Source organism: Streptomyces sp. CC224B (assembly GCF_030010595.1).
GTDB classification, from domain to species: Bacteria; Actinomycetota; Actinomycetes; order Streptomycetales; family Streptomycetaceae; genus Streptomyces; species Streptomyces longispororuber.
Genome location: NZ_JASCXL010000016.1, coordinates 55,291 through 79,717, shown reverse-complemented (window position 1 = coordinate 79,717; position 24,427 = coordinate 55,291). Strand labels below are relative to the sequence as shown.

The following is a 24,427-nucleotide window of genomic DNA, read 5'->3' as shown; positions in this document are numbered from 1 at the left end:
CTGTCACGCACAGGGGGTCTGTGCCGCGCAGGGACATGGGGCAGTCGGGTCGAGCCGAGGGGGGAGAGGCGAAGAGAGAGGGAGCGCGCGCTCCTGGTCGCCGGTGTCGACGCTAGCGAGGGACAAGAAGTTTTGGCAGTGTTAGATTTTCTTCACAGCACGGTTCCTGCCCATGGTCGTTCGGGGGCCGGCCGTCGTACGGTCACCGCATGTCTCCCGAGGAACCCGCGGCGGCCATGCCCTCCCTGCGGCAGCGGCGCCGGGCCGTCGCCCGGCAGGAAATCCTGGGCGCCGCCGAGCAGCAGATCGTCGAACAGGGCCCGCACGCCCTGTCGTTGCGTGCCGTCGCCCGCGCCCTGGGCATGACCGTGCAGGCGCTCTACCACTACTTCCCGAGCCGGGACGACCTGGTCACCGCGCTCATCACCAAGGCGTACGACGACCTGGCCGACGCCGTGCAGGCGGCCGTCGACGCGGTGCCCGAGGACGTGCCCGAGGACTCCGCCACGCCGCGCCCGGTCGTCGCGGCCGAGGGCTACCGGCGCTGGGCCGTCGCGCACCCGGAGCGGTTCCAACTCCTGTACGGAGCCCCGCTGCGGTCCTACCGGGCGCCCGCCGACGGCCCCACCACGCAGGCCGTCCGCCGCATGACCAAGGTCTTCCAGCGGGAGATGTTCGTCGGGTTCACCCTGGCCCAGCTCGCCGCCGCCGACACCCGGGGCCTGACGGCCTCCTTCCGGGCACACCTGGAACGACTGCCGCAGGACGGCCTCGGCGACCTGCCGCCCGCGGCGGCCTCCCTCCTGCTCAGCGCCTGGGGCCACATGCACGGCCTCGTCGTCCTGGAGGTCTTCGGGCACACCTCGTTCCTCGGCGACCACCAGGGCGAGCTCTTCCACACGGCGATGCGGGACATGGTCGAGGGCATCCACCGCCGGATTCCCGCGGCGGCCCCGTCGGGGGCGGCGCCCCCGCCCGCGTCCCCGCCCCCGCCCGCGTCCCCGCCCCCGTCCGCGTAGCCGCGCCCGCGCCCCGTAGCCGCGCCCGCGCCCCGTCCGCGTAGCCGCGGCACCGGTCACGCGACCACGGCACCGCCGGTCACGCGGACAGAGCCGTCGTGTCGGTGAGGTCCCGCAAGGGGAGGCGCTCCGCCAGCCCCGCGCGGTCGATGGCGGCGCGGGTGACCACCCCGGTCTCGATGACACCGACCGCGATGCCGACCGAGTCCAACGCCTGGCAGACGCCCACCAGGGTGTAGAGCCCGGCGTTGTCGCAGTAGGTGAGGGCGGACAGCTCCAGCAACAGCACGCGGTGGTCCCGCGGGCGCGACGCCACCCGCACGACCTCGTCGCGCAGCAGGGCGGTGGTGTCGAGGTCCAGCTCGCCCGACAGGCACATCAGTACCGTGGAGCGGCCCGCCGGCACATGACGGACCACCAGCCGGGGCGCGGACTCCTGGCCCATCGCAGCCGCCGCCGGCCTCAACCGGCAGGCAGCGGGGTGTCCGCCGCGTGGCCGTCGGTGCAGGCGCCGGCCACCCGCCACGGCGGTACGGACGGATCGCGGGCGAGCATCAGCAGGACCCGCGTGCGGTCGGTCAGGAAAGTCCATGCTGCGGCTGCGCTGCCCACGGCCTCGACGACCCCCTCACCACCGGCGCCGACGACGGGACCGGCGCCGGAACACCGGACACACCTCTCACGTATTGTGGCGCTTCGCGCAGGTCCGCGCCTCCTCTCCGCCGGAGGGCGAACATTCGGTATATGCCATGGTCACACCGCCTGCGCGGCCCGTTCCGGACAGGGGTTCGCCGGATCCCTCGTCAAGGGCGCGTACGGACCGGCCGATGACGGAGGCATGGAAACACACTCCCTCATCGCCCACCGTCCCGTCCCCCGCCGCGTGGTGGCCGCCGGACTGCTCGCCGCCGCCTGGAACGCGCTGCCCGGAGCCGGGGCCGCCACGGCGGCAGCGACAGCCCGGGCCCGGGCGCCGCACCCGGCGGCCCCCGCGGACGGCACCGGGCTACGGGCGCTGTTCGGCTCGGAGAACCGCGTGATCCGTACGCGTGAGCGGGTGGTCGCGGTGACGTTCAACGCGGCCTGGAACGACGCCGGGCTTGACCGCGTCCTCGGTGAGCTCGCCCGTCGGCGCACACCCGCCACGTTCTTCCTGACCGGCGACTTCGCCGACCGCCTCCCGGGGGTGGTCCGGAAGGTCGCGGCGGCGGGGCACGGCCTTGGCAACCACTCCTACAGTCACCCCTACTTCAAGGACCTGACCGCCGCAGGACGGCGGCGGGAGGTCCGGGCGGCGGACCGGGCGCTGCGCGCCGCCGGAGCGGGGGACGCCCTGACCCCGTTCTTCCGGTTCCCCTACAGCGAGACCAGCCCGGCGCACATCAAGGAGGTCAACGCGTTGGGCTTCGCCGACATCGAGTTCACCGCCGACACCAACGGCTGGAAGGGCACCGAGGGCGGCATGACCGTGGACCGCGCGGTGCGCCGGGCGGTGGACGCCCTGCGTCCGGGCGCGATCCTCCAGATGCACGTCGGCGCGTCCGAGGGCCGCACCGAGGTGATCGACGCCCTGGCCCTGCGGCCGGTCCTCGACGCGGTCCGCGCCCGCGGCTACCGCGTCATCGACCTGCGCACCCTCCTCACGCCCCCCGGCCGCCCCGGTCCTCACTCCGCGCCGGGCAGCGGCAGGTCCTGAGGGCGGCGCAGCGCGTCCAGGACGACGCGCACCGCCGCGCGCGGCGGCGAGCCCCGGCGGACGGCCGCCGTGATCGTACGCGTCACGGGTGTCGCCAGCTCCCGGGTGGCGACGCGGTAGCGGCGGTCGACCGCGAGGCCGGGCAGCAGCGCGATGGACAGCCCGGCCTCCACGTGCTGGAGCGTCATCATGTAGTTGCTGAACCGGCACACCACGCGCGGCTCGAACCGGGCCTGCCGGCACAGCCGCTGCGCGAGGTTCGCCATGTACGACTGCGGCATGTCGAACGCCCACGGCTCGTCCGCGCAGGCCGCGAGGTCCACCGCGCCGCCGCGCCCCGTCACGGGGTGCCCGGGCGGGACCACCAGCAGCACCGGATCCGTGGCCAGCGGCACCAGGTCGAGGTCCGGGCCGAGCGGCAGCTCGTCGAAGTCCGTCGTCGTGATGATGAGGTCCGCGTCCCCGCCCCGCAGCGCGGGCATGCTCTCGTGCGGCTCCAGTTGCAGCAGCTCCACGTCGAGGTGCGGGTGCTCGCGCGCCAGGCGCGTCACCGCCGGCACGGCCATCGTGTGGATCGCGGACTGGAACGCGCCGAGGCGCACCAGCCCGGCCGGCTCCTCGCCGAAGCCGCGCAGCTCCTCCTCGACGCTCTCCATGTGGTCGAGGAGCGCCCGCGCCCGCCGCGCCAGGATCAGCCCGGCCGAGGTGAGCCGCACCCGGCGGCCCGTCCGCTCCAGCAACTGCGTGCGCGTCTCGGCCTCGAGGACGGCGAGCTGCTGGGACACGCTCGACGCGCTCATGTTGACGGCCTGGGCCACCGCCCGCACCGTGCCCAGGGTGTCCAACTGGCTCAGCAGCCGCAGTCTCCAGGGGTTCATCACACCGTCATTGTTGTACGGGTCTGCCGAACAGCACAGCCGGAATTGTGAGATGGACGTGTCGCTCGGGCGCGTCCTACCGTCGACCGCATGGCTACTTCGACCCCCACCGGGCCGTCCCCGGCCCCCGTGCCGCCGTCCGCCGCGTCGGTGACCACCGTCTCGGCGACCACCGGCCCGGCGTCCGGCGAGACCTTCTGGACCGACGCCGAGCGGCACCTCGTCCGCTACGGCGGCGCGTTCACCCCCGCGATCATCGAGCGGGCCGCCGGGAGCTTCGTGTACACGGCCGAGGGCCGGAAGATCCTCGACTTCACCTCCGGCCAGATGAGCGCGATCCTCGGCCACGCCCACCCGGAGATCGTCGAGACCGTCCAGCGGCAGGTCGCCACCCTCGACCACCTCTTCAGCGGCATGCTCAGCCGCCCGGTGGTCGACCTCGCCCGCCGCCTGGCCGACACGCTGCCGGAGCCGCTGGAGAAGGCGCTGCTGCTGACCACCGGCGCCGAGTCGAACGAGGCCGCCGTCCGGATGGCCAAGCTCGTCACCGGCCGCCACGAGATCGTCTCGTTCGCGCGGTCCTGGCACGGCATGACCCAGGCCGCCGCGTCCGCCACGTACAGCGCGGGCCGCAAGGGCTACGGCCCGGGCACGCCCGGCAACTTCGCCATCCCCGTGCCCCACGCGTACCGGCCTGACATCACCGCGGCCGACGGCTCCCTGGACTGGCGCCGCCAGCTCGACCTCGCCTTCGACCTGATCGACGCCCAGTCGACCGGCAGCCTCGCCGCGTGCCTCGTCGAACCTATCCTCAGCTCCGGCGGCATCATCGAACCGCCGCCCGGCTACTTCGCCGCCCTGCGCGACAAGTGCCGGGAGCGCGGCATGCTGCTGATCCTCGACGAGGCCCAGACCGGCCTGTGCCGCACGGGCACGTGGTACGCCTTCGAGCGCGACGGCGTCGTCCCCGACATCCTGACCCTGTCCAAGACCCTCGGGGCGGGGCTGCCCCTCGCCGCGGTCGTCACCAGCGCCGAGATCGAGCAGGAGGCCCACGACCGCGGCTTCCTCTTCTTCACCACGCACGTGTCGGACCCGCTCGTCGCCGCCGTCGGCAACACCGTCCTCGACGTCCTGGCCCGCGACGGGCTCGACCGCCGCGCGCGGTTGCTCGGTACGTTCCTCCGCCGGGGCCTGGACGACATCGCCGAGCGGCACGCGGTCGTCGGGGACATCCGCGGCCGGGGCCTGCTCGCCGGGCTGGAACTCGTCGCCGACCGCGCGACCAAGCGGGGTTCCGACGCACTGGGCGCCCTGGTCACCCGGCGCTGCTTCGAACTGGGCCTGCACATGAACATCGTCCAGCTCCCCGGCATGGGCGGCGTCCTGCGCATGGCCCCGCCCCTCACCGCCACCGAGGACGAGCTGTCACTGGGGCTCTCCATCCTGGACACCGCCATCGGCGAGGCCGCGGCGACCCTCTGACCAGCCGGACATGACCGGCGGACGGCGGCCGGGGGCGGTGCCTCACCCGCGCAGCATGCGGAGCACCGCCCGCTCGGCCGCACCCTGGGTCGCCGGAGTGCCGTACGCGCCCTCGGCGCCCAGGTCCGGCAGCGCGGAGTCCGCCGTCACCCCCTCCTCGTACAGCTCGACGACCCGGGGGTTGATGTACGAGGCGCGGCAGACGGCGGGGGTGTTGCCGAGGTACCCGGCGACCTCCTTGACGGCCCGGTTGATGGCGCGGCGGCGGGCGGTCTCGCTGTGCGCCACCGGCCGCGACACGGCGAGGGCCACGGCGGCCATGACGGTGGCGTGCCAGGTGCGGAAGTCCTTGGCGGTGACCTCCAGACCGGCCAGGCCCTTCAGATAGGCGTTGACGTCCGCCCCGCTGACCTCGTGCCAGCCGGGGCGCTCCCAGTACGCGAACAGCCGCTCGCCGCCGCTGCGGCGGTGCAGCAGCGCGTTGACGGCACGGCACGTCGGCGGGTCCGCCACCGCCTGGACCCGCTCCTTGCCGCCCTTGGCCGTGTAGGTGAAGACCACCTGGCCGCCGCTGCACTGCGTGTGCTCACGCAGCAGGGTGGTCAGGCCGTAGGACTCGTTCGCGGTGACGTAGCGGTCGCTGCCGATGCGGAAGAACCCCAGGTCGAGCAGGCGCACGGCGGTGGCGAGCACCTTCTCGCGGGTGAGGCCGCGCTCGCTGAGGTGCGCCTCCACGGCGGTCCTGACCTCCGGCAGCCGCTCCGCGACGTCGAGCACGTGCTCGTGCTTGGCCTCCTCCTGCTCGGCGCGGAACTGCGGGTGGTACAGGTACTGGCGCCGCCCGGCGGCGTCGGTACCGACCGCTTGCAGGTGCCCGCTCGCCCTGCGGCAGATCCAGACGTCCCGCCAGGCGGGAGGGATCACCAGCGCCTTGATGCGCTCCAACTCCTCGGCGTCCCGCAGGGGGCGGCCCTGCGGGTCGAGGTACCGGAAACCGCGCCCGTGCCGTTTGCGGACGTAACCCGGCTCGGTGGGACGACTGTGGTAAAGACGCAATCGGGCCTCCTTGGGAGGTCGGGGACGGGGTCAGCCGGCGGCGTTGTCGACGCGCAGCCGCACCTGTTCCTCCAGGCGCCGGAGGCTGGAGTCCAGGGCCTCGGTCACGGCCTGCTCGCCCGGGTCGTGGCTGTCGTCGAAGAACGACAGGTGCACGGTCACCTCGCTGGTGCCGGTGTCCCCGCCGGCGACCTGGAGCCAGCCGGTGTAGCCGCCGTGGTCGCGGGTGCCCCACTCCAGCCGCATCTGCTCGCGCCGGGCGCGCAGCACGGCCGAGGAGTCCTCGTCGGCGCGGTCGTCGTGCACGGTGACGGCCGGCGGCTCCCCGGCCTCGACGTGCAGGTCCCGCGGCAGCCAGGTGTCGAGCTGGTCGACGTTGGCGGCCTGGTCGAAGACGTGCTCGGGCTGGGCGGGCATCGTGCGGGAGCGCTCGTACTCGGTCATCGCGTACCGTCCTTGCTCTTCGAGGTGCTCGGGAAGTACAGCGCACGCGTGCCCTGCTCCGCCCGGCCCAAGCCAGGTGTCCCGCGCCGGCCACGACGACGGCACCCGGTCCCACCGCGACCTCGGTGCCTTTGCGCTGGTGAAAGTAGCGGCAACGTACCGCAGGACGGCGGTGTCCGCGCGCCTTGCGCGCGGCGGGCTTCCGGCGGACAGCCTGCTGGTGGGCAGAGGGAACAGATCGGTCCGCTTCCCCGGCGGGGACTACGACGGCGAGCGTGACCGATCTCCCGCCGCTCCAGACCGATGTGGTCCCGGCCCAGGTCCCGCAGGGCCGCGGCGACGCCACCCCCCTGCCCCGCCTGCCGGACCCCGGTGGCGCGCGCCTCCCGTGGGCGTCCGCGGACGTACTGCTCGCGCGCCTGTCGGCAACGGGCGTACCGCGAGCGCCGCGCGGACCACGCGTGACACGCGTCCCGAGCCTGCGCCGCCCGCCGCACCGGTCCGCCGCCACAGTCTTGCGAGGCGCCCGTCGCCAGGCATAACTTCACGCTGGCGCCGCGGTACCGCACGCGTCGCCCCCCGTGCGCGCAACGGACCCCCACAGGCCGGAGCCCCTCATGACCGCCTCCCTTCTGCGCACCCCGGAAACGCCCGTTCTGGTCGGCCGAGCGGTGGAACTGCGCTCCCTCGTGGACGCGGTGGCGCGCCCGCCGTCCGTGGCCCTCGTCGAGGGAGAGGCCGGCATCGGCAAGACCCGGCTGATCCACCAGGCGCTGCGCCACCCCGCCGTCCGTGGCCGCCGGGTTCTGGTGGGCCGGTGCCGGCCGCTGCGCGAACCCTTCCCGTACGGGCCCGTCCTCGACCTGCTGCGCCACCTGGCCGACGCGGTGCCCGCCGCGCTCAGCCCGGTGTGCGGCGCGCTCCGCCCCTACCTGCCGGAGCTCGCCGACCGGCTGCCGCCCGCCCCCGAGCCCCTGCACGACCCGCGGGCGCGCGGACACCGGCTGTTCCGGGCCGTGCGCGCGCTGCTCGACGCGGTCGGCCCGGCCGTGATGGTCGTGGAGGACCTGCACTGGGCCGACGACGGGACCCGGGACCTGCTGCGGTTCCTGGTGGACGACCCGCCGGACGCGCTGTCGGTCGTCCTCAGTCACCGCCGCGAGGAACTGCCCGGCGCCCGCCTCCCCTTGGGGCGGGCCTACCGCCACCCGCCCGGCACGACAGCGGTGACCATCGCGCTGCGCCCCCTGGACGTAGGCGCCGTACGCGACCTGTGCGCCGCCCTCACCGGCGCCCCGGAGGTCTCCGAGGCGTGGGCCGCGGAGCTGCACCGGCGCACCGCGGGCATCCCGTTCGTGGTGGAGGAGGTCGTCCGCGCGCTGCCGGAGGACCTCGGCGGCACCGGCCGGGCGGGGCACGAGGCCCTGGACGCGATGACGGTCCCCACCGCGCTGCAGGAAGCCATCGCCGACCGCATGAGCGTGCTCTCGCCGATGGCCACCGCCACCGTGCACGCCGCCTGCGTGCTCCGCGTCCCCGCCGGGGAGGCCCTGCTCGCCGACGTCGTACGCGGGACGGTGGGCCGGCCCGCGTCGCAGGAGGACGCGGCGGCCGTACGGGAGGCGCTCCTGGCCGGTGTCCTGTTCGAGTGGGACGACGACCAGTACGGGCTCCGGCACACCCTCGCGCAGCAGGCCGTCTACGCGAGCCTGCCGGGCCCCGACCGGCGGCGGCTGCACCACCGCGCGATGCGGGCCCTGGCGGCGCGGGAACCCCAGCCCCTGGTCCAACTCGCCCACCACGCCCGCCGGGCGGGCGAGCTGACCCAGTGGCAGCTCTACGGCGAGGCGGCGGCGGCCTCGGCACGCGGCACGGGCGACCTGTCCCTCGCCGTGGAGATCCTGGAGGAGCTGCTGTCCGACGGCCGCCTGGGCCGCATGACCTGTGCCCGCATCGCGGTCGACCTCAGCCGGGACGCGGTCGTCGGCCTCACCCACCGCAGGGCGACGGCGCTGCTGCGCCGCATCGTGCAGGACTCGGACCTGCCCGAGGGGCTGCGCGGCGAGATCCGGCTCCACCTGGGGCTGCTGCTCTACAACCAGGCGGGCCGGCACGAGGAGGGCCGTATCGACACCGAGCGCGCGGTCCACGAACTGCGCTACCGGCCCGCCCTGGCCGCCCGCGGGATGGCCGCCCTGGCCATGCCGGCCTGGGGCGACCGCCCCTACCACGTGTACGAGCACTGGATCGAGCAGGCCGAGCGGCTGGCGGCCCGGGAGCCCGGCCCGTCGGTGTGCACCGCCGTACGGGCCAACCACCTGGCGCTCGCGATGTACGCGGGCGACCCGGAGGTCTGGGAGCAGGCCGAGCACCTCATCGACACCGCCGGACCCGTGGGCGACCGCCGCCAGGTGGCCCGGGCCTGCGGCAACTTCGCCGACGCGGCCACGTGCCTCGGCCACTACCGGGCGGCCCACCGCTTCCGCAGGCTCGGGCGCCGGCTGGCCACCGAGTGCGGCGCCGCGTTCCTGTCGGGCATCGTCGAGGGCACCGCGCTGCGCCTGGACTGGTACGAGGGCCGGTGGCAGGGCCTCGCGGGGCGGGCCCGGCGCGTCCTGGACGTGGTGCAGGGCGTCTCGGGCATCGCGGCCGACGCGCACCTCGTCCTCGGCCTGCTCGCCTCCACGCGGGGCGAGTGGGACGAGGCCGCCGCGGAACTGCGGGCGGCCGGGCTCTCGGCGCCCCACAACGCCCCGGCACCGGTCCTCGCGGCCGCGTCCGGCGCCATGGTCCGTCTCCTTGCGGCCCGGGGCGAGCACACCGAGGCACGCGCCGAGGCCGAGCGCGGCATCGCCAGGATCCGCCGCAAGGGCATCTGGGCGTGGGCGGGGGACCTGGCGCCGCTGGCCGTGGCCGCGCTGGTCCACGAGGGCGGCCTGGCCGACGCGGAGCGGGTCACCGCGGAACTGGCCGACGGCATCGCGGGCCGGGACGCCCCCCTGGCAGCGGCCGCCCTCGACGCGTGCCACGGCGTCCTGGCCGTCGGCCGCGGCCGCGCCGAGGAGGCCGCCGCGTCCTTCGGCGCGGCCCGCGCCGCCTACGCGGCCCTGCCCCAGCCCTACTCCGCCGCCCGCGCCGCCGAGGCGGCCGCCCGCTGCCGCCTGGCCGCGGGGGAGCGCGCGGCCGCGGCGGAACTGGCCGCGGCGGCCGAGCGGTTCACCGAGCTGGGCGCGACGCGCGACGCGGCCCGGTGCCGCCGGGTGCTGCGCGGCCACAACGTCCCGCTGCCCTCCCGGCGCGGCCGCCGCGGCTACGGCGACCGGCTGTCCCCGAGGGAGAGCGAGGTGGCCCGCCTCGTGGCGCTCGGCCACACCAACCGGGAGATCGCCGAGGTGCTGTTCCTCTCCCCGCGCACCGTCGAGCAGCACGTCGCCAAGGTGCTGCGCAAGCTCCACGTCGGCTCACGGGCCGAGGTCGGCCGGCACGGGCTCGCGGCCACGCCGTGACGGAGCACGGAGCGGCGGCGCTCCCGGAGCGGAAGGGGAGCGCCGCCGCCGCTTTCCTCGGGGGGACGGGTCGGGGGACGGGTCGGACGGTCGGCCGGGGTGTCCGCCGGGTGGGCGGCGGACACCCCGTGCGGTCAGCCGGTGAATCCGGCGGTGATGGAAGTGAACTGCCAGGCGGGACGGTCGCGGTTGACCGCCCAGAAGGAGAGGCGGCCGATGTGATGGGCGTTGGCCCAGTCGCGGATCTGGGTCCAGATCTGCGGCGTGGTGTTCTCGCCCGTGTCGCTGGAGCCGTTCATGCCGGAGATGCCGATGTGGGCGTAGGCCTCGGCGTCGGACCACCCGTAGACGGCCTTGAGCTTGGTCTTCAGGCCCTCGGTGGCGCGGACGGTGTGGCCGTACATGTCGGCGTGGCCACCGAAGTTGAACGGCATGATCGTGAAGTTGTCGATGTTCGCGTCGAGCGCCTTGGAGCGCTCGATGAGGCGGTTGCCCCAGGAGTTGGGACCGGTGTTGAGGGTCGGGAAGGTGAGGATGGTCCTGAGGCCCGGGTTGTTCTGCTTGACGATCTTCAGGGCGCCGAGGACGCGGTCCTGGACGGCGGGGCTCTCGAACTCGTCGGTGTTCTCGATGTCGACGTCGATCGCCTTGAGGCGGTAGGCGTCGATGACCTTCTGGTACGCGCCCGCCAGGGCTTGCGGCGTGGCGCAGTTGGGGCCGAGCTTGTTGCCGCTCCAGCCGCCGATCGAGGGTACGACGTCGCCGCCCGCCGCGCGGATCGACTTGATGGTGGTCTCGTCGACGCCGCCGGTGAGGGGGCGTTGGCTGTCCCAGGCGGGGTTGCAGCCGTTGCGGGCGAGGATGAACGCCATGGTGAACCACTTGATGCCGGAGGCCCGCATGACCTCGGTGGCGCTGGGCGGGTTGCCCCAGCCGAGGTAGAGGTAGGGCGCGGCCTGGACGAAGCCGGGCGCGCGGTTCGCCGGGGCGGTGGTCGGGGCGGGGCCGGCCGCCTGCGCCGGAGCGGTGAGGGCGGCGAAGGGGACGGCCAGGGTGACGAGCGCCGTCGCGGCTCGCCTGACGAAGCGTCTGCCGGTGGGAGATCTCAAGGGGACTCCCTCGAGTGTCGGGTCCGGATGGGGGGCCGGACGACGCGTACGCACGAGCTCGCCGTCCGTCGCACACGCGCCCGCGCTGCCGGTCCGCGCGAAGGCCGCTGACGCGGCGGGAACCGACAGGAGGGGCGACAGCACGGAGGCTATTGGCATGGACCAATCAAGTCAAGGTCTGGACCAATAGGCAGCGGAACGTGCGGCCACGAGGGTGCCCGTACCGTCCCGGCCCCCGCCGCCACCCGCCCTTTTTCTGCGTACCCCTACCTATCGATACCCGGATTGTTCTCACCGCGCCGGTGCGTGAACTGTGGAACCGGACGGCGCAGTTGGCCCGTACCAAAGGGCGCGGCGTTCGACGGGGTTCGCGCCGGCACCCCCCACAACAGCCGGCACCCCCACAGCAGGAGGAGAAGCATGCGCGGAAACCTGCTCCTGAGATACCTCGTCGCCGTCGTGGTGACCGTGGCCGTCGGATTGCTCGGATCCGGGGCCCAAGCCGCGCCCGCACCCCTGGACCGGCCCGCCGCGGCCGACGTCACGGCGGAGGGCCACGGCATCACGGCGGAGGAGCTCTCGGCGCTCGCGGCAGCGGGTCCCGAGGCCTTCGAACCCCCACCGGGCGGCTGGCCGGTCCCCTCCGACCGCAGCTACTACCTCACGGCGTCCTGCCGGTCGTACGCCGCGACCATCGCCCGGGGCGCGGCCGCCTGGGCCAACCTGGACGAGACCCCGAACAGGGGGACCCCGGTCGAGTGCCGGAACACCTACATCACCGACTGCGGCGGAGGCGGCCGGATCGTCGGCTGCAACTGGGGCCGCGGCCAGCGCATCGCGCTCTACATGGGCGGCGTCCGCGACCAGGCCCTGCTGGCCGCGCACGAGTTCGGCCACGACTGGTACGGCCACTCCGGCTACCAGTGCGCGGGCTGGACCAATCCGCAGCACGTCATGGCGCCCTCCATGTGCGGCTACGGCCCCGCGGGCACCAAGAACCCCGTCCGCATCGACTAGAACGCCCCGACTACCACAGGGGTGATACGCCCCGACCGCTACAGGGGTGACACGCCCCGGGCGCGTGGGCCCACGAGCCATCCTCGACAGCATTTTCCCCATGACCGGGCCGGCGGCGACTCCCTCGCCGCCGGCTCCGTCGATGCCCGGCACACGGCGCCGACCCGGCTCGGGCGCAGACCGGCGTCCTGGTCTTCGTCAAGGACCTCCCGCGGGCCCAGGAGCCGCGGACCCGCGCGGGCAGTGGCAGCGGCTCAGACCACGATGACCCGCCGCCCCCGCGTATGGCCCGCCCGGCTGTCGACGTGCGCCGCCGCTGCCTCCGCGAGCGTGTACGACTGCTCGACCGGGATGTGGAGCTTCCCCCGGGCGATGAGGTCGGCGGCCTCCGCGAGGGCTTCGGGCACGCTTCCGGCCACGCCGGAGAAGCGGACGCCGTGCTCGGGCGCGCCGAGGTCCGCTATGGAGATCACCTTGCGCGGGTCCCCGGTCAGCTCGACGAGGTCGCGCAGCACGCCCGCGCCGGCCAGGTCGAGCGCCGCGTCCACCCGGCCGAGCCGCCGCACGCGCTCGACCCAGCCCTCGCCGTACGTCGTGGCGAGGGCGCCCAGGCCGCGCAGGTACTCCTGGTTCGCGGCCCCGGCCGTGCCGATCACGGTGACACCCCGCTCACGGGCGATCTGCAGCACCGCCGAGCCGACCCCGCCGGAAGCGCCGCTGACCAGCAGTGTCTGCCCGGGGCGGACGCCGACCTCGCGGAGGACGCGCAGCGCGGTCTCCACCACGGAGGGGTACCCGGCCGCCTCCTCGAACGTCAGCCCCTCGGGCATCCGGGCCCACGCCGTCAGCACGGCGAACTCGGCATAGGTGTCCACGCCCTCGCCGAACACGTGGTCGCCGACCGCGACCCCCTCGACGCCCTCGCCGACCTCGTCCACCACCCCGGCGGCGTCCAGGCCGACCCCGGCGGGCAACTCGACCGGATGGGCCCCCAGGACCTGGCCCTCGCGGATCCGCCAGTCGACGGGGTTCACACCGGCCGCCCGCACGGCGACGCGTATCCGGCCGGGGCCCGCGTGGGGCTCCTCGGCGTCCACCAGGCGCAGCACGTCCGGACCGCCGAACTCGGCATAGCTCACTTTCCTCATGCGGCCGACCGTAGCACTAACGGTTAGGGTTTTGAAACAGGTATGTCTTCGTATTTGCTAGGGTGAGCGCATGACCGTGCCGCCCGGGCGCCGTGAGCGCAAGAAGGCCGCGACCCGCCAGAAGATCGCCGACACGGCCCTGCGTCTCTTCCTGGAGCGCGGGTACGACGCCGTGGGCATCCGGGACGTCGCCGCCGAGGCCGACGTGGCCGTGACCACGCTCTTCTCCCACTTCGCCTGCAAAGAGGCCCTGGTCTTCGAGCAGGACGAGGGCTTCGAGCAGCGCCTCGCGCGGGCCGTCACCGACCGGGGCCCGCACCAGCCGCTCATGCCCGCGCTGTGCCGCGAGGTCCAGGCCCTGGTGCGGCACTGCACGGCCCCGGGCGCCGCCCCGATCTGGCGCATGATCGACGAGACCCCCGCCCTGCGGGAGTACGAGGAGGCGATGCGGCTGCGCCACGCCGACGCGCTGGCCACCGCCGTCGCCGCCGACCTCGGCCTCACCCACCCCACGACGGCCTGCCGGGCGATCGCCCGGTTCGTGGTCGACGCCTATGCGGTGGCCCGTGAGGCGGACGACCCGGAGGCCGCGGTGGAGGAGGTCTTCCGGATGATCGAAGCGGCCTGGCAGGTCACGAGCCCCGTGTGAGCGGGCGACCGTCAGAGCCCTCCCGCGGCCGCCGGGACGGGGCGCGCGGGTCGGCGTCGTCTCACCGGAGGCTGGCGCCCTGTGTGCGCGGCTCCCGCTGGACCGCGCCCGCCGGGATGTCCCGGGGGCGCCTGCCCTGGGTCGCCGCGAGCGCCGCGCACACGCCCGCGGCCTGCCCGGTGGCCATCGAGATCGGCATGACCCGGTAGGACGAGTGCGCCACGTGGTCGCCGGAGATGCACCGGCCCGCGACCAGGACCCGGTCCACGCCGCGGGGGAGGAGGCAGCGCAGGGGGATGTCGTAGGAGGCGCCGCGCGGCAGCCGCCTGAGCGTGGTGCCGCGCCCGCTCGGGTTGTGGATGTCCACCGGGTAGGCGCCGCGGGCGACGGCGTCGTCGAACGTGCGGGCACTCAGCACGTCCTCGCCCGTCAACAGGTACTCGCCCGTGATCCGGCGCGTCTCCCGCACCCCGACCTGCACCCCGCTCTGCACCGCGTACGCGTCGGCGAAACCCGGCACCCGCTCCCGCAGGAAGCGCGCGATCTGCGCCATCTGGCGGTGGGCGGCGAACTCGGCGCGGGTGAGGTCCCAGACGCTGGTGCCGAGCACCTCGGTGACGCGGGTGGAGTTGACCGCGACCTCGCCGGCGTTCGGGGTGGCGAAGAAGAGCATGTCCTCGCGCGGCAGGTCCAGTTCACCCGCGTCGGTGGCGGCGCGGATCAGGTCCCACAGGCCGTGCACGCCCTTCCACTGGTCCGGGTGGGCGCGGGCGTAGGCGGCGAACTCCTCGTGGTCGAAGCGGACCATGCGGAACATCAGCGTCATGGGCTGCGTCCAGCCGTCCTCCGGCCGCCCGATGTCGTACGCGGCGCCGGCCGCCGCGGCGATGTCACCGTCCCCGGTGCAGTCCACGATGACGTCCGCGTCGATGACGACGGGCCCCGACTTGGTCTCGAACACCGCCCGCGCGCGGTCGGGCAGGGCGACGACCCCGGAGGCGAAGGCGTGCAGCAGCGTGCGGACCTCGTGGGTCTCAAGCAGCTCGTACGCCACCAGCTTGAACAGCTCGGCGTCGAACGGCACCGTGTAGCCGGTCTCGAGCGAGGGGCGGATCGCCGCCCCCGCGCGCACCAAGTGGTCGAGCAGCACCCACAGCACGCCCCCGACGACCGGCTCGCCCTCGCCGTGGTCGGGCGGCAGCAGGCGCGCGGCGTCTCCGGCGACGGCCTGCTTGACCTCGTTGTGGAAGCTCATCAGGGGCATGACCAGCGCGGCGGTGGCGTTGCCGCCGAGGAACCCGTACCGCTCGACGAGGGCCACCTCGGCCCCCGCGTTCGCGGCGCCGACGGCCGCCCCGATGCCGGCCGGGCCGCCGCCGACCACCAGCACCTGGGTGGTCCCCGCGTGCAGCGCCCGGCGCGGGGGCAGCTCCACGCTGCGGGGGACGCGGGGTGGCAGCAGATGGGACACGATTCCTCCCGGGGAGAGCCGCGCCGGCGAGGTCAGCCGGGCGCGGGGGCGACCGTCGGCGCGGCGCGGTCGCGGTCGGCGAGGGGGCGGGGCGCGGTGCGGTCCAGGCAGGCGAGGAGGCGGTCCGCGGTCCCCGCGGCCCGCAGCCGCATGGACGCCAGCCGGGCGGACGTGTGCGGCGCCCGCGCGGGCCGCTCGTCCCACAGGCGGTCCACCTCCGCCAGGAGCAGGCCGGTGTTCTCCCGGACCACACCGCGCAGCGCGGGGGCGCCGACCTGCTGGGCGAAGTCGAAGACCTTGCCCGCGTAGGGCAGCGGCAGCAGCGGGATGCCCGCGAGCGCGGCGAAGACCAGGAAGTGCAGCCGCATGCCGATGGCCAGGTCGAGCCGCGCGACGATGTCGAGGACCTGCTGCGGCCGGTAGGAGCCGTGCAGCACCGTGCAGCGGTCGGCGTCCGCCATGCGGGAGACCACCGCGTGCGCGTGCCGGATGTCGTCGCGCTCCATCGGTACGAAGACGACGTGCGCGTCGAGGCGGTGGACGAGGAAGTCGCCCACGTCCGCGAGGAGCTGGTGGTAGCCCTCCTCGTCGAGGTGCTCGGCGGCGCGGCCCGGCTCCCGCACGCTCATCCCCACCAGCCTCGCCCCCTGCGGCACCGCCTCGGCCCGCAGCAGCTCCCCGCCGCCGTCACCCGGCTCCAGGAGCAGCGCCGGGTCGGCGGTGACCGTGACCGGCCGGGTCAGCCCGGCCTCCTCCAGGACCAGCTTCGACTCCTCGTCGCGCACCGTCACCTCGGCCGCGTCGGAGAGCGTCGTACGCACCCACGCACAGTCCGTCCCGTCGGTGAGCGGGCCGGCGCCCACGGCGTAGGTGAACACGGGCACGCCGAGGTCCTGGGCGGTACGGGCCAGCCGCAGGTAGCGGCGCGCCTCGGTGTCGTAGAGGATCCCGCCGCCGCCGAGCACGAGCAGGGTGAGCCGGCGCAGGTGCTCCGAGATCCGCTCCCGGCACACGCCCTCCCAGCCGGTCACCTCGACGTCCGGATGGGCGCGGCGGCTGTGCCCGGGATCCCGGGAGAACAGCAGGATGCGCACGTCCGGGCGCTCCGCCCGGACGCGGTCGAGGAGGGCGGTGAGGATCGCCTCGTCGCCCACGTTCCGCCCCCCGTAGGAACCCAGCACCCCTATGGTCGCGTCGCTTCGCTCATCCATGATCGGCCCCGGCTCGCGTCAGGCCACACCGTTTTGTGCGTATCCACACCAGTTCACCCCAAGGTGCGGCGCGGCGCCTCCCGGGCCGGGGGAGGGGCGCGGGACCGCAGTCCACACGGCGTGTCACGGCGCCCGGCCGGGACGGGGCGGCGCCCATGACGTGGCGTACACGACATGTCCGGAAACAGGCGGTTCCTGGGTGGCGGTCCCGTCGTTGGACATGCCGGGCGTGGTCGCAAGCGCCCGCCCGGCGGTCCCCGGTCCGGGCGTTTTGAACGGAAGGCGCGTCATGGCCATCTTGTGCAAGCCCGCGGTGTCCGTTCCGGACCATGTGATCACCTTGGAGGAGACCCTCGCCCTGGCCCGCACGCGCCACGCGGACCACCCGCAGCTGCCGCTCGCCCTGCGGCTCATCGAGAACACCGGCGTCCGCACCCGCCGCCTGGTGCGGCCCCTGGCCGAGACGCTGGAGCACCCCGGGTTCGCGGTGCGCAACCAGGTCTACGAGTCCGAGGCGAAGGCCCGCGTGCCGCGCGTCGTGGGGGAGGCGCTCGACCACGGCGGACTGGGCCCCGACGACATCGACCTGCTCGTGTACGTCTCCTGCACCGGCTTCATAATGCCGTCGCTGACCGCGTGGCTGATCAACACCATGGGCTTCCGGCCCACCACGCGGCAGTTGCCGATCGCCCAGCTCGGCTGCGCCGCCGGCGCCGCGGCCGTCAACCGGGCGCACGACTTCTGCGCGGCGTACCCGGACCGCAACGCGCTCGTCGTGGCCTGCGAGTTCTGCTCCCTGTGCTACCAGCCGACCGACCTGGAGGTCGGCTCCCTGCTCTCCAACGGCCTGTTCGGCGACGGCGTGGCCGCCGCGGTCGTGCGCGGCACGGGCGGGCACGGCATCCGCCTGGAGCGCAACGGCTCCTACCTCGTCCCGGACACCGAGGGCTGGATCGCCTACGACGTCCGCGCCACCGGCTTCCACTTCCTGCTCGACCGGCGCGTGCCGGGCACGATGGAGTACGTCGCCCCGGCCCTGCGCGCCCTGACCGACGGGCACGGCTGGGAGGCGGGCGCCCTCGACTTCCTCATCGTCCACGCGGGCGGACCGCGCATCCTGGACGACCTGTGCCGCTTCCTCGGAGTGCCGCCGGGCAAGTTCCGCTTCAGCCGGGCCACGCTCACCGAGTACGGCAACATCGCCAGCGCCGCCGTCCTGGACGCGGTACGCCGCTTCTTCGACGCGGGCGGCGCGGCGGAACGGTCCCGCGGGCTCATCGCGGGCTTCGGTCCCGGCATCACGGCCGAGATGGCCCTCGGCCGCTGGACCGCCGACGGCGGCACCCCAGGCGCTCAAGGCGCTCAAGGCACCCAAGAAGCCCGCGGCACGGCGGGCGCCGCCGCGCGCGTGCCCCGGCCGGTCCCCGCGCCGCCCGGCTCCGTGCGGCCGCCCCTGCCCTCCGCACCCGAGCAGGAGACCCGATGACCGCGCTCCCCGCGCGCGAAGGCCTCGTCGTGCCCCCCGGCGGGGGCCGTACGGTCGTCACGCCCGCCCAGCAGGTGACGTTCAAGGTGACCGGGGCGCACGCGCGCGCCGCGTCCAGCTTCGAGGTCGTGGTGCCGCCCGGCTTCGACGTCGGGGCCCATGTGCACCGCCGCAGCGAGGAGCTGTTCTACGTCCTGGAGGGAGAGGTCGACGTGCTCGCCTTCGAACCGCGCGTCCGCACGCCGGACGGCTGGGGCGCCTGGGAGTCGGCCTCCGGCAGCCGCGTGGCGCGGGCGACGCCGGGCACGGTCATCGTCGTACCGCCGGGCTGCCCGCACGCGTTCGCCAACCCCACGGACACCCCGGCCAGGATGTTCTTCCAGTCGTCGCCCCCGCCCGACCACGAGCGGTACTTCGACGAACTCCTGGAACTCCTCTCGGCGGGCGGACCCCCCGACGAGGCGGCCGTCGCCGCCCTGCGCGCCCGGTACGACATCGAGCAGCTCACGCCGCTGCGCCACGGCCCGACGGTCACCAGCGCACCGGGAGCGCCTCCGGGCCGCGGATGAGCACGCGCGTCTGCCACGGCACCTCTTCCACGGGCACCGCCAGGCGCAGCGACGGCAGCCGCTCGGTGAGCGCGGCCAGCAGCACCTCGGCCTCCAACTGCGCGAGCAGGGGACCGACGCAGAAGTGCGGCCCGTGCCCGAAGGCGACGTGCGGCGGGCCCTGGCGGTCGAAGTCGATGCGCCCCGGGTCCGGGTAGACGCGCGCGTCCCAGTTGGCGGCCACGTACGACACGTACACGTACTCGCCCTCGCGGATCAGCTCGCCGCCCACGACGACGTCCTCGGTGGCGACCCGGGGCTGTCCCACGCCGTGCTTGTGGGGCACCCACCGGAGCAGCTCGGTCACCGCCCTCGGCACCGTCTCCGGCTCGGCGCACAGCCGCTCCCACAGGCCGTCCGACGTCAGCAGCGCGTACACCATGTTGGCGGTGTTGTTGCTCACCGCGTGCCACCCGTTGAGGCCGATCAGCGTGGCGAGCGCCAGCAGCTCCTCCTCGTCGATCGTGCCCCGGTCGACGGCCCGGACCAGCAGCGTCATGACGTCGTCACCGGGGTCGGTGCGCCGCGCCCCGGCCAGGTCCCGGAAGTAGGCACGGGCGTCCTGCTTGACGCCCTCGGCACGCCGGGCCGCCGCCTCGCTCGACGCCCGCGTCAAGAGGGTCGTCGCCCAGTCCCGCACCTGGGCACGGTCGCCCTCCGGGATGCCGAGGACCAGGCCGATCACGTCGAGCGGGAAGGGCGAGGTGACGTGGTGGACGAGATCGGCCGGCGGCCCCTGCCCGACCAGCCGGTCGAGGCGGGCGTCCAGCACGGCCCGCACCCGGGACCGCAGGCGCTCCAGGGCGGGCCGGCCGAACGCGGGCGCGACGACCGACCTGACCCGGGCGTGCTCCGGCGGGTCCACGAAGCTGACGGCCCGGTCCAGCGGAATGAAGTGCCGGGTCATCTTCGGGATCGGCCGGCCCACGATGTCCCGGCTGAAGCGGGGGTCCGACGTCACCGAGCGCACCAGGTCGTACCGGGTCACCAGCCAGCAGTCCCCCTCGCCGTGGGGCAGCCGGATGCGGCGCACCGGATGCGCGTCCACGGACTCACGCAGGAACGGGTCGAAGTCGAGCGCCGGAAGATCGTCGACGCGGTAGAGAGGAACGGATCCGCGGTGCACTGGCGCCCTCCTGGAACGGGCCTTTCGGCCTTGACAGACCCTTGGACCTTGCCCAGGGCCCACCCCCGTACACCGGGCCGCCCCACCCCGTGCGAGTGACGTCGTACGACTGTGCCTGTGGCCGTGGCTGTGGCTGTGGCTGTGGCTGTGGCTGTAGCTGGGGCCAAACGTCCCGGGACGCACGTGCCCCGGCGAGCCGTGCCGCCGACCCCCGCGACCGCTCGGCCGTACGGGAATGCGAGGATCGCACGCGTGAACCGTGATGCCGCCGTGCTCGACAACCCCGTGGCCGAGTCGCTGCTCGGACGCCACGCCCACCTCGCCCGACGGATCGGGCAGGCAGCCACCTACGAGGCGGGCGTGTCGACCTTCTGCGCGCTGCCGACCGAGCCCGTCCCGTCGGACTGGGCCGACCTCGCGCGGCTGCTCGGCAGCGGCGGTTTCGCCGACATGTTCAGCAACACGGCCGCTCCGCCCGCCGGTTGGGAGCCCGTGTTCGTCCTCGAGGGACGGCAGATGATCTGGCCCGACGGGCGCCGGCCCGGCGACCCGGAGCCGGACGCCGGTGCCGCGGTCGTGGAACTCGGCCCACACGACGTGCCGCAGATGCTCGACCTCGTCGCGCGGGCCGAACCGGGACCCTTCGGGCAGCGCACCTGCGAACTCGGCACCTACCTCGGTGTCCGCGTCGACGGCCGCCTGGTCGCCATGGCCGGCGAGCGGCTGCGGCCCCCGGGCTGGACCGAGATCAGCGCCGTGTGCACCGACCCGGAAGCCCGCGGCCGGGGCCATGCCGCCCGCCTGCTGCGCGCCCTGGTCGCCCGTGTCCTCGCCCGGGGCGAACGGCCCTTCCTGCATGTGGCCGAGGCGAACACCGGGGCCATCGCCCTCTACGAACGCCTCGGGTTCGACACCCGCAAGCCGGTGACCTTCCAGGGCTTCCGCACCCCGTGACCCGGGCGCGCGCGGGCGTTCGTCTCCGCCGCGCCGACGCCCCGCACAGCACTCGGACGGCGGGCCACGCGACGGCTACCCGTGTGCCGGACCACGGCTTTCACGTGCGACGACGTAAATTCGCGACGAGCGGGCATGCGAACCACCTCAGATGAGGAGGCTGCCATGACCATGACGGAACAGTCGACGCCGCGCGCATCCCAGCACACCTGCTCCTCCTGCGCCGCGCCCGTCCCGTCCGCGGACGACGAGACACAGGAGTCGGCGCAGGAGCGCGTGAACCGCAGATGGAACGAGATCCTGCAGGAGACGCGGGTCGCGCAGACCGGTGTGCAGATCCTCTTCGGCTTCCTGCTCAGCGTGGCGTTCACGCCGTACTTCCACTCCTTGGGGACCTTCGACCACGTCGTCTACGTCACCACTGTCATACTCGGAGCGTCCGGCACCGGGGCGCTCATCGCGCCGGTGTCCCTGCACCGCTTCCTGTCCGGGCAGCGCATGAAGGACGACATCATCGCGATCGCGGGCCGCCTCATGGTCTGCGGCATGGTGCTCCTGGCGCTGACCATCGGCGGCACCCTGCTGCTGCTCCTCCACGTGGTGGTGCCGGGCCTCCTCGCCGAACTCCTCGTCGGCGGCGTCATGCTGTGGTTCGCCCTGTGCTGGTACGCCCTGCCGGTCTGGCTGCGCCGGCGGTCCACCCGCCGCGGACGGCGGTCCGCCGGGGAGCGTTCCTGAGGGCGGCGGCCGGACGCCTCAGCCGTCGCCCTTCTGACCGTCCGCCTGCCCGTCTGCCCGGTCGCCCGCCGAAGCGCGCCGGCCGCTGGTGAACGCGAGGACGCTGCCGGCGACGGCGATCACGGCGATGGCCAGGGCGATGCTGATGCCGCCCTCCGTGTCCCAGTACACGTCCTCCAGGCTGATCAGCAGCGCCGCCTCGTCGACCACCAGGGCCAGGCCCACCCCGTAGGCCAGCCCCATCCAGGCGCGCGCCCGCGCCGACCGGTCGGCGAGGCCGGCCGCGCCCACCACCGTGAGGAGCAGGATGCCCCAGACGTAGTGGTGGATGTGGACGCCACCGGCCTGCATGTCACCGACCCCGGCCACGTCGATGTGGATGAGCCAGGTCAGCAGGCGCATCCCGCCGAAGGTGAGGGCGAAGCCCCACCAGGCGAGGATGAAGCCCCGCCGCTTGGGTGAGATGCCGGGCAGCAGGCGCAGCCAGGGAGAGGGGTGCTTCGTGTGCTCGGACGCTGTGTCAGGGGATGCCTTCGAGGACGTCATCGGGCCTCTCCCATGTCTTCCGCCTCTTCCGTCGCTTCGACCTTCCTCACCGCTCCCGCCTCCGCCGCCTCTCCGGCTTCTTCCGCTTCTTCCGCCGTGAAGTCTGCGATCAGGTCGGACAGGGCGTCCGGCGCGCTGTAGTGCGCCGCGTGGGCCGCGCCGGGGATGTCGGCCGTGCGGCCGTCGGTGACCAGGTCCGCCACGCGCCGGGTCCATGTGCCGGAGGCGATGGTGTCACCCGCTCCCCGTACGACGAGCGTGGGCGCGCTGACCCGCGACAGGTTCACCTCGAACGACCCGGCCGCGTCCCGCAGCGCCCGGCGGAAGGACGAGGCGCAGCGCAGCGGGCCGGTCACCAGGTAGTCGAACGCGGCCAGGCAGAGCAGGCTGAAGGGCTCCCTGGGCGCGTCCGCGACGAGCCGGCCGCACTGGCGCCAGGCGGCGGCGCCCGGCTGGAGCGCGGGCCCGACCAGCACCAGGCGGCTCACCAGGTCGGGGTGGCGCGCGGCCAGGGCGGCGACCACCTGGCAGCCGACCGAGTTGGCCACCAGCACACTCGGGCCCGGGAGCGCCTGCCGCTGGAGGCCGGCCAGGGCGTCGGCGAGCTGTCCGATGTCGGGGGCGCGGCGTGCGGCGGCCCGCGAGCGCCCGTTGCCCGGCAGGTCCGGCACCACCACGCTCTCCCCGCGCGCGGCCAGCCGGCGGGCGAGCGGCACGAAGTAGCGCCCCGAGAGCCCGAGACCATGGACGAGGACCAGGGCAGGGCGGTCCGGACGCGGCGCGGGCCCGTATCTGCGAGCGTAAAAACCGAGGTCAGTCATGTGATCCACCTGTCCACCTTCACCTTTCGCACACGTCCCGTCCATGTGGGCCGTAACGTCGCCCGCCTGCGGGGCGTGTATCAGGCAGAGGACGACGACCGGGCGAGGAAACGGGGGACGATGGGGGACCGCACAGAGACATCCGATGCCGCGCGGCGGGTGGAGGAGTTCGACGCCTTCTACGCCGCGACGGCCAAGCGCGTCGTCGCCGCCGTGTACGCGATGACCGGCGACCTCGCGGAGGCGGAGGACGCCGTCCAGGAGGCGTACGTACGGGCGTGGCAGCGCTGGAGCCGGCTCACGGGCGACGGCGACGATCCGCTGCCCTGGGTGCGGACCGTGGCCGCCCGCCTCGCCATCAGCACCTGGCGGCGGACGCGGAACCGGGTGCGCGCCCAGTTCCGCCACGGCCCGCAGGCGGACCAGCCGGCGCTGTCACCGGACCGGGTGGCGCTGGTGGCGGCGCTGCGCGAACTGCCGCCCAGGCAGCGGCAGGTGGTGGTGCTGCATCACCTCCTCGACCTGCCGGTGGAGCAGGTCGCCCGGGAGACGGGCGTGTCGAACGGCGCGGTGCGCACCCGGCTGAGCCGGGCGCGCAAGGTGCTCGGCGCCCGCCTGCACGACGACGAGGACACCGGCGCGGGCCGCTCCCTGCCCGCCACCGAGGAGGTAGTGAGCCATGGCTGACGTACAGGTCGACGAACTCCTCCACGACGTGCCCGTACGGCTGCCGAGCGCGGCCCAGGTGCGCGCGCGGGGCGGGCGGCGGCGGACCCGGCGCCGGGCCGCGGGCACGGTCGCGGCCGTGGCGGCCGCCACCGCCGGGGTGCTGGTGTGGGCGGGACCGCCCGGCGGTGGCGCCGACGGCCGGGAGGTACGCCCGGCGGGGCGCCAGAGCGGCCCCGCGCTCGTCGTCGACGGCATGCCGCGCATCCTGCCCGCCGACGAGGTCCCGGGCGACGACCGCTGGCACTGGCGGGCCGGGGAGGAGGACACCGAGGACTCGCCGCTGCCGCGCGTCGCGGACGGCGGCTCGTGCCCCGACTCGTTCCGCGGGCGGAAGGCCCCCGACCACGTCCAGTACTCCACCGCGTACTACTCCAACACCGCCGACGCCGCCGACGCCTCCGCGAGCCACCGCGTCGTGTCCTACGCGAGCCGTGAGGTCGCCGCACGCGAACGAGCGGCCTACGAGAGGGAGTTGGTCGCCTGCGGTCTGACGTACCGGGACGGCGCGGAGCCGCACTGGTCGGGCACCGCCACCGGCGACGGGGCCCGTCTGCACGTCACCGTCCAGCAGGACGGCGGATGGCTCTCGGTGGTGGAGGTGCGGGCCTCGTCCTCCTGACGCTGGGCGCGGCGGGGCGCGGCACGCCGCGGGGCGCGGCCTGCGGCGAGTGCGGCACGCGGCGGCACGTACGGCAGCCCGGCGCCGTCGATCCCGCGCCCGCCGGGCCCG

Annotated in this window: 23 protein-coding genes and 1 pseudogene; 12 read left to right on the top strand and 12 right to left on the bottom strand. The window is 74.5% G+C overall.

Annotated features, from left to right (window positions below; translation table 11 throughout):
* Positions 1–209 precede the first annotated feature (209 nt).
* Complete coding sequence (locus QK440_RS09075; protein WP_282792490.1) at positions 210–1,019, top strand: TetR/AcrR family transcriptional regulator; 810 nt, start codon at positions 210–212, stop codon at positions 1,017–1,019.
* Positions 1,020–1,098: 79 nt separating this feature from the next.
* Here the strand turns inward: QK440_RS09075 and QK440_RS09070 are convergent, their stop codons facing one another.
* The gene (locus tag QK440_RS09070; RefSeq protein WP_282792489.1) at positions 1,099–1,464 is read right to left on the bottom strand and encodes an STAS domain-containing protein; all 366 of its coding nucleotides are present in this window, start codon (positions 1,462–1,464) and stop codon (positions 1,099–1,101) included.
* A gap of 17 nt (positions 1,465–1,481) precedes the next feature.
* Positions 1,482–1,631: a hypothetical protein gene (locus tag QK440_RS09065; protein ID WP_282792488.1), complete on the bottom strand. Its 150-nt coding sequence runs from the start codon at positions 1,629–1,631 to the stop codon at positions 1,482–1,484.
* A 226-nt stretch (positions 1,632–1,857) separates the two neighbouring features.
* On the opposite strand from QK440_RS09065, the gene QK440_RS09060 reads away from it, so the two are divergent.
* Entirely contained in the window at positions 1,858–2,715 is an 858-nt protein-coding gene (locus QK440_RS09060; protein ID WP_282792487.1) for a polysaccharide deacetylase family protein, read from the top strand.
* Here the strand turns inward: QK440_RS09060 and QK440_RS09055 are convergent.
* A complete protein-coding gene (locus QK440_RS09055) occupies positions 2,685–3,593 on the bottom strand; it encodes a LysR substrate-binding domain-containing protein (RefSeq protein WP_282792486.1) in 909 nt (302 codons plus the stop codon). The two genes, QK440_RS09060 and QK440_RS09055, sit on opposite strands and share 31 nt — an antisense overlap.
* A gap of 90 nt (positions 3,594–3,683) precedes the next feature.
* On the opposite strand from QK440_RS09055, the gene QK440_RS09050 reads away from it, so the two are divergent.
* Positions 3,684–5,078 (top strand): aspartate aminotransferase family protein, encoded by a 1,395-nt coding sequence (locus tag QK440_RS09050; RefSeq protein ID WP_282792485.1) that lies wholly within the window; start codon positions 3,684–3,686, stop codon positions 5,076–5,078.
* A 42-nt stretch (positions 5,079–5,120) separates the two neighbouring features.
* On the opposite strand, the gene QK440_RS09045 is transcribed toward QK440_RS09050, so the two are convergent.
* Both QK440_RS09045 and QK440_RS09040 read right to left on the bottom strand, forming a co-directional pair.
* Positions 5,121–6,134: a DNA topoisomerase IB gene (locus QK440_RS09045; RefSeq protein WP_282792484.1), complete on the bottom strand. Its 1,014-nt coding sequence runs from the start codon at positions 6,132–6,134 to the stop codon at positions 5,121–5,123.
* A gap of 30 nt (positions 6,135–6,164) precedes the next feature.
* Positions 6,165–6,578 carry an SRPBCC family protein gene (locus QK440_RS09040; RefSeq protein ID WP_282792483.1) on the bottom strand — a complete coding sequence of 138 codons (414 nt, stop codon included), beginning with the start codon at positions 6,576–6,578 and terminating at the stop codon, positions 6,165–6,167.
* A 617-nt stretch (positions 6,579–7,195) separates the two neighbouring features.
* Between QK440_RS09040 and QK440_RS09035 the strand changes: the two genes are divergently transcribed.
* Positions 7,196–10,084, top strand: coding sequence for a LuxR family transcriptional regulator (locus QK440_RS09035; protein WP_282792482.1), 2,889 nt, complete (start codon positions 7,196–7,198; stop codon positions 10,082–10,084).
* A 134-nt stretch (positions 10,085–10,218) separates the two neighbouring features.
* On the opposite strand, the pseudogene QK440_RS09030 reads toward QK440_RS09035, so the two are convergent.
* Positions 10,219–11,052: pseudogene (locus QK440_RS09030) on the bottom strand (chitinase); the annotation flags it as partial.
* 561 nt (positions 11,053–11,613) lie between these two features.
* On the opposite strand from QK440_RS09030, the gene QK440_RS09025 reads away from it, so the two are divergent.
* Positions 11,614–12,210 (top strand): hypothetical protein, encoded by a 597-nt coding sequence (locus QK440_RS09025; RefSeq protein ID WP_282792481.1) that lies wholly within the window; start codon positions 11,614–11,616, stop codon positions 12,208–12,210.
* Positions 12,211–12,464: 254 nt separating this feature from the next.
* On the opposite strand, the gene QK440_RS09020 is transcribed toward QK440_RS09025, so the two are convergent.
* Entirely contained in the window at positions 12,465–13,358 is an 894-nt protein-coding gene (locus tag QK440_RS09020) for an NADP-dependent oxidoreductase (protein WP_282792480.1), read from the bottom strand.
* Between the two features lie 70 nt (positions 13,359–13,428).
* Here QK440_RS09020 and QK440_RS09015 point away from each other — a divergent pair, with 70 nt between their 5' ends.
* Entirely contained in the window at positions 13,429–14,007 is a 579-nt protein-coding gene (locus tag QK440_RS09015) for a TetR/AcrR family transcriptional regulator (RefSeq protein ID WP_282792479.1), read from the top strand.
* Between the two features lie 61 nt (positions 14,008–14,068).
* On the opposite strand, the gene QK440_RS09010 is transcribed toward QK440_RS09015, so the two are convergent.
* Together QK440_RS09010 and QK440_RS09005 are read right to left on the bottom strand one after the other, a co-directional pair.
* Positions 14,069–15,478 (bottom strand): FAD-dependent oxidoreductase, encoded by a 1,410-nt coding sequence (locus QK440_RS09010; RefSeq protein WP_282792478.1) that lies wholly within the window; start codon positions 15,476–15,478, stop codon positions 14,069–14,071.
* Between the two features lie 32 nt (positions 15,479–15,510).
* Positions 15,511–16,689 carry a polysaccharide pyruvyl transferase family protein gene (locus tag QK440_RS09005; RefSeq protein WP_282792477.1) on the bottom strand — a complete coding sequence of 393 codons (1,179 nt, stop codon included), beginning with the start codon at positions 16,687–16,689 and terminating at the stop codon, positions 15,511–15,513.
* Between the two features lie 289 nt (positions 16,690–16,978).
* Between QK440_RS09005 and QK440_RS09000 the strand changes: the two genes are divergently transcribed.
* The gene (locus QK440_RS09000) at positions 16,979–18,175 is read left to right on the top strand and encodes a type III polyketide synthase (RefSeq protein WP_282792476.1); all 1,197 of its coding nucleotides are present in this window, start codon (positions 16,979–16,981) and stop codon (positions 18,173–18,175) included.
* The gene (locus QK440_RS08995; RefSeq protein ID WP_282792475.1) at positions 18,172–18,744 is read left to right on the top strand and encodes a cupin domain-containing protein; all 573 of its coding nucleotides are present in this window, start codon (positions 18,172–18,174) and stop codon (positions 18,742–18,744) included. Before QK440_RS09000 ends, QK440_RS08995 begins: the two co-directional genes overlap by 4 nt.
* Here QK440_RS08995 and QK440_RS08990 read toward each other — a convergent pair.
* Positions 18,707–19,909, bottom strand: coding sequence for a cytochrome P450 (locus tag QK440_RS08990; protein WP_282792474.1), 1,203 nt, complete (start codon positions 19,907–19,909; stop codon positions 18,707–18,709). The genes QK440_RS08995 and QK440_RS08990 overlap by 38 nt on opposite strands.
* Positions 19,910–20,161: 252 nt before the next feature.
* Between QK440_RS08990 and QK440_RS08985 the strand changes: the two genes are divergently transcribed.
* Positions 20,162–20,863: a GNAT family N-acetyltransferase gene (locus QK440_RS08985; protein ID WP_282792473.1), complete on the top strand. Its 702-nt coding sequence runs from the start codon at positions 20,162–20,164 to the stop codon at positions 20,861–20,863.
* Positions 20,864–21,028: 165 nt separating this feature from the next.
* A complete protein-coding gene (locus QK440_RS08980) occupies positions 21,029–21,601 on the top strand; it encodes a DUF6328 family protein (RefSeq protein WP_282792472.1) in 573 nt (190 codons plus the stop codon).
* 18 nt (positions 21,602–21,619) lie between these two features.
* Here QK440_RS08980 and QK440_RS08975 read toward each other — a convergent pair whose 3' ends face one another.
* Both QK440_RS08975 and QK440_RS08970 read right to left on the bottom strand, forming a co-directional pair.
* On the bottom strand, positions 21,620–22,147 hold the full coding sequence (locus QK440_RS08975) for a hypothetical protein (protein WP_282792471.1): 528 nt from the start codon (positions 22,145–22,147) through the stop codon (positions 21,620–21,622).
* Entirely contained in the window at positions 22,144–22,968 is an 825-nt protein-coding gene (locus QK440_RS08970; RefSeq protein ID WP_282792515.1) for an alpha/beta fold hydrolase, read from the bottom strand. The genes QK440_RS08975 and QK440_RS08970 overlap by 4 nt, the downstream gene beginning before the upstream one ends.
* 120 nt (positions 22,969–23,088) lie before the next feature.
* Between QK440_RS08970 and QK440_RS08965 the strand changes: the two genes are divergently transcribed.
* Positions 23,089–23,655 carry a SigE family RNA polymerase sigma factor gene (locus QK440_RS08965; RefSeq protein WP_282792470.1) on the top strand — a complete coding sequence of 189 codons (567 nt, stop codon included), beginning with the start codon at positions 23,089–23,091 and terminating at the stop codon, positions 23,653–23,655.
* Positions 23,648–24,316, top strand: a complete 669-nt coding sequence (locus tag QK440_RS08960; RefSeq protein ID WP_282792469.1) for a hypothetical protein — start codon at positions 23,648–23,650, stop codon at positions 24,314–24,316. Before QK440_RS08965 ends, QK440_RS08960 begins: the two co-directional genes overlap by 8 nt.
* The last annotated feature ends 111 nt before the right edge of the window (positions 24,317–24,427 follow it).